At 61.2% G+C, this 9,858-nt stretch carries 12 protein-coding genes and 1 pseudogene; 5 read left to right on the top strand and 8 right to left on the bottom strand.

Annotated features, from left to right (window positions below; translation table 11 throughout):
- From JWR98_RS12790 to JWR98_RS12800, 3 genes and pseudogenes are all read left to right on the top strand, one after another.
- The gene (locus JWR98_RS12790) at window positions 1-1,020 is read left to right on the top strand and encodes an ABC transporter permease (protein WP_003173563.1); all 1,020 of its coding nucleotides are present in this window, start codon (window positions 1-3) and stop codon (window positions 1,018-1,020) included.
- Window position 1,021: 1 nt separating this feature from the next.
- Window positions 1,022-2,621 (top strand): annotated as a pseudogene (locus JWR98_RS12795) (ABC transporter ATP-binding protein).
- Window positions 2,622-2,740: 119 nt separating this feature from the next.
- The gene (locus tag JWR98_RS12800; protein ID WP_078732915.1) at window positions 2,741-3,616 is read left to right on the top strand and encodes an AraC family transcriptional regulator; all 876 of its coding nucleotides are present in this window, start codon (window positions 2,741-2,743) and stop codon (window positions 3,614-3,616) included.
- On the opposite strand, the gene JWR98_RS12805 is transcribed toward JWR98_RS12800, so the two are convergent.
- The 3 genes from JWR98_RS12805 to JWR98_RS12815 form a co-directional block, all read right to left on the bottom strand.
- Complete coding sequence (locus JWR98_RS12805) at window positions 3,558-4,145, bottom strand: LysE family translocator (protein ID WP_078732914.1); 588 nt, start codon at window positions 4,143-4,145, stop codon at window positions 3,558-3,560. The genes JWR98_RS12800 and JWR98_RS12805 overlap by 59 nt on opposite strands.
- Window positions 4,146-4,364: 219 nt before the next feature.
- The gene (locus tag JWR98_RS12810; RefSeq protein WP_205490210.1) at window positions 4,365-4,994 is read right to left on the bottom strand and encodes a ribonuclease T2 family protein; all 630 of its coding nucleotides are present in this window, start codon (window positions 4,992-4,994) and stop codon (window positions 4,365-4,367) included.
- A gap of 44 nt (window positions 4,995-5,038) precedes the next feature.
- Window positions 5,039-6,019, bottom strand: coding sequence for a Gfo/Idh/MocA family protein (locus JWR98_RS12815; protein WP_205490211.1), 981 nt, complete (start codon window positions 6,017-6,019; stop codon window positions 5,039-5,041).
- A 127-nt stretch (window positions 6,020-6,146) separates the two neighbouring features.
- Between JWR98_RS12815 and JWR98_RS12820 the strand changes: the two genes are divergently transcribed.
- Window positions 6,147-6,509, top strand: coding sequence for an NUDIX hydrolase (locus JWR98_RS12820; protein WP_078732909.1), 363 nt, complete (start codon window positions 6,147-6,149; stop codon window positions 6,507-6,509).
- A 58-nt stretch (window positions 6,510-6,567) separates the two neighbouring features.
- Here the strand turns inward: JWR98_RS12820 and JWR98_RS12825 are convergent, their stop codons facing one another.
- From JWR98_RS12825 to JWR98_RS12840, 4 genes are read right to left on the bottom strand one after another with little or no spacing between them, the layout of a single operon-like run.
- Window positions 6,568-7,038, bottom strand: coding sequence for a periplasmic heavy metal sensor (locus JWR98_RS12825; protein WP_078732908.1), 471 nt, complete (start codon window positions 7,036-7,038; stop codon window positions 6,568-6,570).
- The gene (locus JWR98_RS12830) at window positions 7,035-7,463 is read right to left on the bottom strand and encodes a hypothetical protein (RefSeq protein ID WP_003173554.1); all 429 of its coding nucleotides are present in this window, start codon (window positions 7,461-7,463) and stop codon (window positions 7,035-7,037) included. The genes JWR98_RS12825 and JWR98_RS12830 overlap by 4 nt, the downstream gene beginning before the upstream one ends.
- Window positions 7,460-8,038 carry an RNA polymerase sigma factor gene (locus tag JWR98_RS12835; protein WP_003173553.1) on the bottom strand — a complete coding sequence of 193 codons (579 nt, stop codon included), beginning with the start codon at window positions 8,036-8,038 and terminating at the stop codon, window positions 7,460-7,462. The genes JWR98_RS12830 and JWR98_RS12835 overlap by 4 nt, the downstream gene beginning before the upstream one ends.
- 18 nt (window positions 8,039-8,056) lie before the next feature.
- Complete coding sequence (locus JWR98_RS12840; protein WP_078732906.1) at window positions 8,057-8,368, bottom strand: YXWGXW repeat-containing protein; 312 nt, start codon at window positions 8,366-8,368, stop codon at window positions 8,057-8,059.
- A gap of 221 nt (window positions 8,369-8,589) precedes the next feature.
- Here JWR98_RS12840 and JWR98_RS12845 point away from each other — a divergent pair, with 221 nt between their 5' ends.
- Window positions 8,590-8,736: a hypothetical protein gene (locus JWR98_RS12845; protein WP_003173551.1), complete on the top strand. Its 147-nt coding sequence runs from the start codon at window positions 8,590-8,592 to the stop codon at window positions 8,734-8,736.
- 305 nt (window positions 8,737-9,041) lie between these two features.
- Here the strand turns inward: JWR98_RS12845 and JWR98_RS12850 are convergent, their stop codons facing one another.
- Window positions 9,042-9,371, bottom strand: coding sequence for a hypothetical protein (locus tag JWR98_RS12850; protein WP_026136677.1), 330 nt, complete (start codon window positions 9,369-9,371; stop codon window positions 9,042-9,044).
- Window positions 9,372-9,858 lie beyond the last annotated feature (487 nt).

A 9,858-nucleotide genomic window follows, 5' to 3' on the forward strand; every position in this document is an offset into this window, starting at 1 on the left:
ATGAACCTGTCCCCCCTCAATCGCCGCCGGTTCGAGCGGTTCAAGACCAACAAGCGCGGCTGGTGGTCGCTGTGGCTGTTCCTGATCCTGTTCGTGCTCAGCCTGGGCGCGGAGCTGATCGCCAACGACAAACCGCTGGCCGTGCACTATGACGGCGGCTGGTACTTCCCGGCGCTCAAGCGCTATCCGGAAACCACCTTTGGCGGCGAATTCCCCTTGGAGGCCAACTACAAGAGCCCGTATATCCGCGAACTGCTCAAGGCCAAGGACGCCTGGACCCTGTGGGCGCCGATCCCGTTCAGCTACCAGAGCATCAACTACGACCTGCGAGTACCGGCCCCGGCGCCGCCTTCGAGCGTCAACCTGCTGGGCACCGATGACCAGGGCCGCGATGTGCTGGCCCGGGTGATCTACGGCTTTCGCGTGTCGGTGCTGTTTGCCCTGACCTTGACCGTGCTCAGCTCGATCATCGGCGTGATCGCCGGAGCCTTGCAGGGTTTCTATGGCGGGTGGGTCGACCTCGCCGGGCAACGCTTTTTGGAAATCTGGTCCGGGCTGCCGGTGCTGTACCTGCTGATCATCCTCGCCAGTTTCGTGCAGCCCAACTTCTGGTGGCTGCTGGGAATCATGCTGTTGTTCTCGTGGATGAGCCTGGTGGATGTGGTGCGCGCCGAGTTCCTGCGTGGGCGCAACCTTGAATACGTGCGCGCGGCCAGGGCGCTGGGGATGCGGAACGGCGCGATCATGTTCCGCCATATTCTGCCCAACGCCATGGTCTCGACCATGACCTTCATGCCGTTCATTCTCACCGGCGCCATCGGCACCCTCACCGCCCTGGACTTCCTCGGCTTCGGCTTGCCCGCCGGCTCACCGTCGCTGGGCGAACTGGTGGCCCAAGGCAAATCCAACCTGCAGGCGCCGTGGCTGGGCATGAGCGCGTTTGCCGTGCTGGCGATCATGTTGAGTTTGCTGGTGTTTATCGGCGAGTCCGCTCGCGATGCCTTCGACCCGAGGAAATGAGATGAATCAGGACAATCTGATCGAAATCCGCGACCTCAGCGTCGAGTTCGTGACCGGCGAGCATCACCACCGCGTGGTCAATAACGTCAGCTTCGATATCAAGCGCGGCGAAACCCTGGCCCTGGTCGGCGAAAGCGGCTCGGGCAAGTCGGTGACCGCGCACTCGATCCTGCGCCTGCTGCCCTACCCGCTGGCGCGCCACCCCAGCGGCACCATCAACTACGCCGAGCGAGACCTGCTGACCCTCAAGGAAAAGCCCCTGCGGCACATTCGTGGCAACCGCATCGCGATGATCTTCCAGGAGCCGATGACCTCGCTGAATCCGCTGCATTGCATCGAGAAACAGATCAACGAAGTGCTTGGCCTGCACAAGGGACTTACCGGCAAGGTCGCCACCCGGCGTACCCTGGAGTTGCTGGAACTGGTGGGCATTCCCGAACCGCACAAGCGCCTCAAGGCCTTGCCCCACGAACTGTCCGGCGCCAGCGCCAGCGCGTAATGATTGCCATGGCGTTGGCCAACGAACCGGAGCTGTTGATCGCCGACGAACCGACCACCGCCCTCGACGTGACCGTGCAGTTGAAGATCCTGGAATTGCTCAAAGAGTTGCAGGCACGGCTGGGCATGGCGTTGCTGCTGATCAGCCATGACCTGAACCTGGTGCGGCGTATCGCCCATCGCGTGTGCGTGATGCAGCAAGGATGCATCGTTGAACAGGCCGACTGCGAGACGTTGTTCCAGTCGCCGCAACACCCCTACACCCAGGAACTGCTGGGGGCTGAACCCAGCGGTGGGCCGGCCGGTAACACCGTTGGCCCGCCCTTGCTGGAAGTCGAGGACCTTAAGGTGTGGTTCCCGATCAAGAAGGGCTTTTTGCGCCACACCGTCGATTACGTCAAGGCGGTGGATGGCATCAACTTCAGCCTGCCGCAGGGGCAAACACTGGGCATCGTCGGCGAAAGCGGCTCGGGCAAATCCACCCTGGGCCTGGCGATCCTGCGTCTGATCGGCAGCCAGGGCGGCATTCGCTTCGAAGGCCAGCAACTGGACAAGCTGACCCAGCAGCAGGTGCGCCCGCTGCGCCGAGAAATGCAGGTGGTGTTCCAGGACCCGTTCGGCAGTTTGAGCCCACGCATGTGCGTCAGTGAGATCGTCGGCGAAGGCTTGCGCATCCATAAGATGGGCACGCCCGCCGAGCAGGAAGCGGCGATTATCGCAGCCCTCAAGGAAGTCGGCCTCGACCCGCAGTCGCGACACCGCTACCCCCACGAGTTTTCCGGCGGCCAGCGCCAGCGCATCGCCATCGCACGCGCCCTGGTCGTCAAGCCGCGCCTGATCCTGCTGGACGAACCCACCTCGCGCTGGACCGCACGGTCCAACGCCAAGTGGTGGAACTGCTACGCAGCCTGCAGGCCAAGTACAACCTGACCTACCTGTTTATCAGCCATGACTTGGCGGTGGTGAAGGCACTGAGTCACCAGTTGATGGTGGTCAAGCACGGGCAAGTAGTGGAACAAGGTGATGCGCGGGCGATTTTTGCTGACCCGCAGCATGCGTATACGCGGCAATTGTTGGAGGCGGCGTTCCTCGTCCCGGCCTGATGCATGGCCCACTAAATCGCCGACGCGACGTAGCACACCGCGCTGAAGCTTGAACAATCGCCGGTTTTGTATAAGGCTGCTCCCCGACGCATTCAATCACCGCCTGGGAGCGCCTGCCCATGACCGCCGCTACCGCACCGCTGTTCTGGCGCGACCCCGCGTTGCCCTTTATCGAATCACGAACCATCGCCGACGGGCGCAAGGTCACTTACACCCGGCACGCCCATGAGCACTTTTCCCTCGGTGCAATCACGGCCGGGCGCAGCTATTACCACTACGGCGACGAGACCTTCCAGATCAGCGCCGGCACCGTGGTGTTGATGAACCCTGGCGATGTGCACGCCTGCAATCCCATCGAAAACGAGCCGTGGTCCTACCACATGCTCTACCTCGACACGCACTGGCTGACCGACTTGCAGCACCAGTTGGGCTTCAGCACCGACCAGGGTTATCGCCCGTTCAACACGCCGTACACCCACGACACGGTGCTGTACAGCGGCCTGCTGGCGTTGTACCGATTGCTGCTCGACGAAGATGCCGAACTGCTGCAAAAACAAAGCGCGCTGGTGAGTTATTTCAGTGAAGTCCAACAACGGCTCAACCCCGCCAACACCCCTGTGCGCGAGGTCAACCACAAGCTGGAGCGGGCGGCGGACTACATCCGCGAACACTGCACCCAGGCGCTGAAACTGGAAGACATCTGCCTGGCGGCCGAGCTGTCGCCGTCCTATCTGATTCGTGCGTTCAAGCAGTATTACGGGCTCACGCCCCATGCCTTTCTGGTCAACCAGCGTATCCAGTTCGCCCGCACGCAATTGCGCAATGGCGAATTGATTGCCGAGGTCGCCCTCGCCGCCGGTTTCGCCGACCAGGCGCATTTCCAGCGGGCGTTCAAATTACATTTTGCCGCCACGCCAGGGCAGTACCGCGACCGGCTCAAGCCATCAGCAAATAACCCACACTGGCCACCAGCAACGCGGCCATTGAGCGGTTGAACACGCGCACGCCCCGGGGGTTGCCCAAGTAGCGGCGCAAAAAGGTGCCGGCATAGGCCCAGCACGCCACCGACAGGTAGCAGATCACCAGGTAGAGGCTCGCAAACAGCCACACCTGCCGGGCATCGCCATCGGCCACAAACAAGCCCATCCCCGCCACACACGCCAGCCATGCCTTGGGGTTGAGCCACTGCATGATCGCCCCGTAGAGCATCGACGGCGCGCTGGCGCTACCCTCGGCGTCCAGCCGGCCGTCATCCGTCGCCAGTTTCCAGGCCATGTACAGCAAAAAAGCCACCCCGCCCCATTGGATCAACTGGGTCAGTATCGGCCACCGCAGCAGCACCTCATGCAAACCCAGGCCGATCAGCACCAGCAACACCGTGAAACCAACCGCCGCGCCGAACACATGCTTCTGGCTGGCGACAAAACCGAAGCGCGCGCCTGAACTCAATGCCACCACATTGACCGGTCCGGGGGTAATGGAGGTGGCCAGGGCGAAGGCGGCCATGGAAAGGATCAAGCTCATTGCGGTTACCTTTTATGAGAATGCATAAAGAGGCACCACGGTATAAGGCCCGACCAAAACGGTATTGAACAAAATCACCCTGGGCCGTTGATCAACGAAAAGTGCGCACGCTTGCCGCTGATGCTGCGAAGGCCATCAGGGCGGCTGGAGCCTGGGCAAGGTGACCCTGGCGCAATTGACCGAAGATTTTGACGAACGCTACCGTGTCGCCATGCTGCCTTAACGCTGCGCAGGGATGCGAATGTCACCGTCGCGGCATTGGCTTTTGACACTGCGCGGGCAGCCGGCGAAGGCCAGGTCCTTGGTCAGGCACACGCGTACCTCCGACAGCACGTTGCCTTTGCAGATCACCGCCAGCCCGTGGCTGCCCAGGCGTGGGTTGCTCTCGCGAAACAACGCCTCGATCTCACGGGCCGGCAACGATGCGGGCGTATTGAACGGCTGCAGCTGCGATGGGATGACCACCACACCCAGCGCTGCATCGGTTTTTTCCAGGTACACCAGCGGCGCAAGCCCGCTGCAGGTGCCATGTTTGGCCCATTCGTGCTTGAGCAATGCACGCGTCGGAAACAGTGTGGCGCCCTTGTCCATCTCTTCACGCGTCAGGCGCGACTGCACATCGCAGGAAGCCGGCCACCCTCCCCGCGCGTATTGCGGCCACAAACCGTGCAGCACGAAGCCATAGCCCTTGCCCGAACATTGTTCGTTGTCCGGATGCGTCAGGCAAAACGTCGGCGACCACGCCAGCGACAACACGTAGAAATCAAACGCCCCAGGCGTCCCCTGGCTACGCGGTGCCGCCATTGCGCTGGTGGCGATGACCAGCCACAACGCTATCGCGTATTTCATCCGTCTATTCCTTGGAAAAGTGAGTTGCGCCCAATCTGACACGACTACCCAGGATAATTGGGGTTACGTTGCAGCACCTTGTCCAGGATCCGATCGGTCTTCAGCGCCTCGATCGCCAGCGAAGGATGCTCGGATTCGCCACGAATATGTGCGTTCATCGCCACCACGTGGTGCCACTGGATATGCGCGTGACACGGCACTTCCAGCACTTCGCTGACCTCGCCTTCAAGGCGCAGGGGCTGGTCTTCGAAGACTGCAAACGTTATGCGACCCGTGCTGCCGATCAGCTCGACCTTGTCCTCGCGCCGGTCCGCGACAAAGTTCCAGCAGCCCATGCCCAAGGCTCCCGAACCGAAGGTCCAGCACGCCGTCACCGCGTCTTCAGCCGCATAACGCCCGGCCTGGTGCGCAGTGAAACCTGAGACTTCGATGATATCCCCGGCCAGATACTGGAACAGGTCAAAGCCATGGCTGGCCAGATCGGCAAAGTAACCACCGCCGGCGACCAGCGGGTCGGTGCGCCAGTTGGCCGCGCTGGCGTCCTCGGCACCCGGCGGCTTGCAGAAGGCCCAGGTAAGGTGACGCAACTCGCCGATGCGCCCGTCCCTCAGCCACTCGCGCACCTGTTGGAAGCGCGGCAACGAACGCCGGTAGTAGGAAACAAACAGGTGCAACCCGGCGCGCTCAAAGGTGCGCTGCATCAAGGCACTCTGCTCGGCATTCAATGCCATGGGCTTCTCGACACAGCAATGTTTGCCCGCCGCCGCGACCATCAGGCTGTACTCCAGGTGGCTGTCGGGCGGTGTGGCGATGTACACCGCGTCCACTTCGGGGTCGTTGATCAACGCCTGGGCGTCGGTATAGAAACGCGCGATGCCATGCCGTGCCGCATAATCGCGCACCGCCGCCTCGCGACGCCCCATCACCGCCACCAGCGCCGAACCTGGCGCTTTATAGAAAGCGGGTCCACTCTTCAACTCAGTGACACTGCCACAGCCGATCATGCCCCAGCGTATGGTGTTCATCCTTTGTCCTCGTGCTTTTTCATCAGTCGGGCAGTATCCACGTACCCACGGCCGCGCGCCATAACCACTTAGCATGACAATTGCATTACACTTTTGTGACATTCATCCCGCCGCGGGAGCACAAACGATGAAAATCAGGGCAACGGTCATTTGCGAGCACGAGGGGCACATCCTTTTCGTGCGCAAGGCCCGATCAAAATGGGCTTTGCCGGGCGGCAAGGTCGAACGCGACGAACGCCCGGTGGGCGCCGCCGAACGCGAGCTGGAGGAAGAAACCGGATTGAACGTGGACGGGCTGCTCTACCTGCAGGAGCTCAAGGCGCGCGACACGCTGCACCATGTATTCGAAGCGTCGGTCGTGAATGTCGACGAGGCGCGCCCTTGCAATGAGATCGTCGATTGCCAGTGGTACGCCTATGAGGCCCTGGACCAATTGGACACCACCGACGCCACCCGGCATATCGTCAGGTCCTTTCTACGGCGCCTTTAGCTCTGCCCTCGCCCGTCCCTCTGGTTTCGCCCCTTCGTTTTCTGCCGTTCGTCACGGCTTATTCATCGCCGACGCGATGGGCACGTTCCGCTCCCCGTAAATACAAGGCCTCCACCAGCTTTTGCCGCTCATCTCGTGGTAACTCACTGGCAAACTGCGCCAACGTCGTGTCCACCAGCGCCCTGAGCGCCGTGTCGGCTTCCCGCGCCTTCGCCAGTTCGGCCACCAGTACATCGCGATCCAGCGTGGGCGCTTGCAGTTGCTTGATCACCCCCATGCGTGCCTCGCGGCCAGCCAACACCAGTGGCTGGCTGTCGGCGCGATTGTGGCGCAGCAGCTGACGTAATTCCTTGCGCCGTTCCGGCGACAACTTGACCATGGCCTGACGCAGGCCGTGCTGGTTGACCATGGCTTCAGCCGGTGTAGCCCGGGCCATCCAATGATAAAGCCCACCGCCTACCCCACCGATCAAAAACACGTTGAGCAGTACCGAGACAAGCAACCACGGTTTTAGGGATCTGGGGGTCATTGCTCGGTTTCCTCGGCGTTGACGCTGAAGATGACCTGCGCGTCGCCTTGATCGAAGACGCTGGGCAACACCTCGGACGACACCATTGGCAGCGGGACGCTCATGGACGCCACCAGCATGCCCGTGACGATACCGGCAACGCCCACGCCCACCAGCCCCGCGGGCGACAGCCAATTGGCGTAGCGCGACCAGAAAGATGCCGGTCTTGGTGCTGACTGACGTATCTGCCGAACCAGCGCCGGGTCGGTGAATATTTGATGGCTGTCCAGTTGCGTATCAAGCCAACCGGCCGCGGCCAACGCATTGCGCGCCTGCACGTTACCCGCGTCCAACAACGCTTGAGCCGAGCGCTGTTCTGCGGCAGGCCAACGCCGCAGGTCGGCGCCGTAGGCATCGGCCAGATAAGCAAATCGTTCAGAAGTCATGGTTTTCCCCTTCCTGGGCGGGCAAGCCCGGGTGTGTCGGCAAGTTGGCTGCGCAACTGGCGTCGGGCCCGCGATAGCAGGCTCTCCAGCGCTTCGACGCTGATGTTCATCAGGGCCGCGGCGTCGATGTTCGACAGCTCCTGATAGTACTGCAACACAATGGCTTCGCGCTGACGCTCGGGCAACGCCGCCAACGCGGCGGCCACGCGTGCATTGCGCTGGGCGGTGTCGAGTTGCTCATCGGCGGACGGCGCACTGTCCGCCAGCTCAAGCAGGTCGTACTCATCCAAAGGGCGTTCCTTGCGCCGACGCAAGCGGTCATGACACAGGTTGAGCGCCACGCGGTGCAACCAGGTATCGAACCGCGCTTCGCCACTGCGCCAACGGGCGGCGTGACGCCAGATACGCAAAAAGCTCTCCTGAGCGACATCCCTGGCCTCGTCGGCATCGCCCAACAAGCGGCTGGCGAGCGCCAGCAAACGCGGAAGCTTGCGCCTCACCATTTCGTTGACGGCGGCAGGTTCGTTGTTGCCGATACGCGCCAGCAATTCAACGTCCGGATCAGTGTCTTTCAATCGGGCGATTCCAGAAAATCAGCGGATCCAGTGCCCTTCACGCCAGTACCAATTGGGGCCGTGAGCTTCCCAATGGCCGGGTTCCCAGCGCGCATTACGCATCACCGGCTGCCAGTGACCCGGCACCCACGCGTAGCCGCGGCCTTCCCAACGCCAGTGCCCACGGTCCCAGGCGTAGCCTGGCCGCTCGACCGGAACCATCTCCACGCGCTGCGGCGGCGGTGCCTCACGGATGATGACTTCGGTCTGGGCAAAGGCCGGCGTGCTGACGAACGCGGCAAACGCCAACGGGGCAAACAAGGCACAGCGCAATCTGGCCAGTGGGCTCATGGCAACTCCTTCATCGGCGTGCGAATACACGCTGCTGATGGGTTGAACGGCGGGTGTCGAAAAATCCGTCGCGAGTCGCGCCGATTTTTTCAGGCTCGGGTCGAAAGGCAGTATCGCCCGGGGTTTGGCGAGACTTGATGAAATGTTTGAAAGGATCGCGACGGATTTGCGCGTGTGGCGGCGTTCAAGGTTTAACGCCGCACATACCATGAGGAAACATCATGTCCCGTCGCATATCCATGCTGGTCGCCGCCCTGTTGATTGTCAGCCTCAGCGGCTGCGTAATCGTGCCCGAGCACCGGCATTGCTGCTGGCGCTATTACGGCGCAACCGACACCCTCTCGCCTGCCGCCACGGCCCACGTTTGATGCCGTGTATCCACAGTAACATTTGAAGTCGAGGCCAAATCACAGGCAAAAAAAATCCCAAGTAGCTGATGGAAACTTGGGATTTAAAAATGCATAAACCGTGGGAGGTGAACGCACGGCTATAGTAACCACTGTAAAAACGTGCAACAAGATTATTTTAATCCTTTCGTCGGATTGCTAGTGTCGTAAGCCCTTCAATAACCACATGTTTTTTAAGGTGGCGATGGATAGAAGTGCCACTTTTTGGTGCAACTTCCATAGCTAATTCCTTTTATAAAAAAGGGTTATTGAATAAGTGCCACGCATTATTTACGCGCCACTTTGTAGCGCACGCAGTCCTGATAGAAGCTCTGGCGAATCGCCTCGGGTTTAAGGCGTGAGCGACTGTCATAGGTCTGCTCGGTGATGCCCATCGCCATCATGCGCATCCACGATTTGTTGAACTTGATGGTCTGGATCTTCTGCCGCGCGGCGTACAGCGACACCCCCGACAACTTGAGTTCCTGCGCCCTGGCGGCGGTGCCGGCGCCCCAACTGCACATGTACTTGTCACCCTCGCGCAGCTCCCGGGCCTGCACGGCCGCCGCGCCACCGGCCAGAGAACAGGCGATCAGCATGATTCCAACAGTGCGCATTTGCATCCCTACCTAACCACCTGAAAATAAACGCGATTCTGGCGAGGTTTTTGTTACAAAGGGGCCATTAAATTGCCTTATCGGACAGCTGAACCGATGGCGAGCGAACTGGCTCACGCTGGGGCCGGCGCTATCCGGGATTGCTCTTCCACGTCTTGCTGCAATCAGTTGAGTCGCTTTTTTGTGTAGCCCTTTGGGCTGGGTTTGCGCGCTTTTTCTCTGACCTTGGTCAGCCCATTCTGATTTTCCCAACCGTTCATCCAGCCGCTTTTTGCTGCGGCATTCTCCGACGCCTTGCCCCCTGCCGAGACGTCACGGATGACCCACACCGCCCACATTGCCTCTATCGAACATGAGCTGAATGGCTTTCATCAGAGCCTGGCGGTGTATCGCCAGCAGATGGGGGCCTGGTATTCCCGTGCGCTCGATTCGGTGAGCCATGCCGCGGATATGCCGTCGTTGCTGGGCATGGACCGGGTGGTGCGGG

Source organism: Pseudomonas lactucae, from assembly GCF_016937615.1.
Taxonomy (GTDB): Bacteria; Pseudomonadota; Gammaproteobacteria; order Pseudomonadales; family Pseudomonadaceae; genus Aquipseudomonas; species Aquipseudomonas lactucae.

Excerpts from the sequence above, each read along its gene's own strand:
- JWR98_RS12790 (WP_003173563.1), top strand. The coding sequence starts at position 1 with ATGAACCTGTCCCCCCTCAATCGCCGCCGGTTCGAGCGGTTCAAGACC.
- JWR98_RS12810 (WP_205490210.1), bottom strand. The coding sequence starts at position 4,994 with ATGAAATACGCGATAGCGTTGTGGCTGGTCATCGCCACCAGCGCAATG.
- JWR98_RS12805 (WP_078732914.1), bottom strand. The coding sequence starts at position 4,145 with ATGAGCTTGATCCTTTCCATGGCCGCCTTCGCCCTGGCCACCTCCATT.
- JWR98_RS12800 (WP_078732915.1), top strand. The coding sequence starts at position 2,741 with ATGACCGCCGCTACCGCACCGCTGTTCTGGCGCGACCCCGCGTTGCCC.
- JWR98_RS12845 (WP_003173551.1), top strand. The coding sequence starts at position 8,590 with ATGTCCCGTCGCATATCCATGCTGGTCGCCGCCCTGTTGATTGTCAGC.
- JWR98_RS12830 (WP_003173554.1), bottom strand. The coding sequence starts at position 7,463 with ATGACTTCTGAACGATTTGCTTATCTGGCCGATGCCTACGGCGCCGAC.
- JWR98_RS12850 (WP_026136677.1), bottom strand. The coding sequence starts at position 9,371 with ATGCGCACTGTTGGAATCATGCTGATCGCCTGTTCTCTGGCCGGTGGC.
- JWR98_RS12825 (WP_078732908.1), bottom strand. The coding sequence starts at position 7,038 with ATGACCCCCAGATCCCTAAAACCGTGGTTGCTTGTCTCGGTACTGCTC.
- JWR98_RS12815 (WP_205490211.1), bottom strand. The coding sequence starts at position 6,019 with ATGAACACCATACGCTGGGGCATGATCGGCTGTGGCAGTGTCACTGAG.
- JWR98_RS12820 (WP_078732909.1), top strand. The coding sequence starts at position 6,147 with ATGAAAATCAGGGCAACGGTCATTTGCGAGCACGAGGGGCACATCCTT.
- JWR98_RS12840 (WP_078732906.1), bottom strand. The coding sequence starts at position 8,368 with ATGAGCCCACTGGCCAGATTGCGCTGTGCCTTGTTTGCCCCGTTGGCG.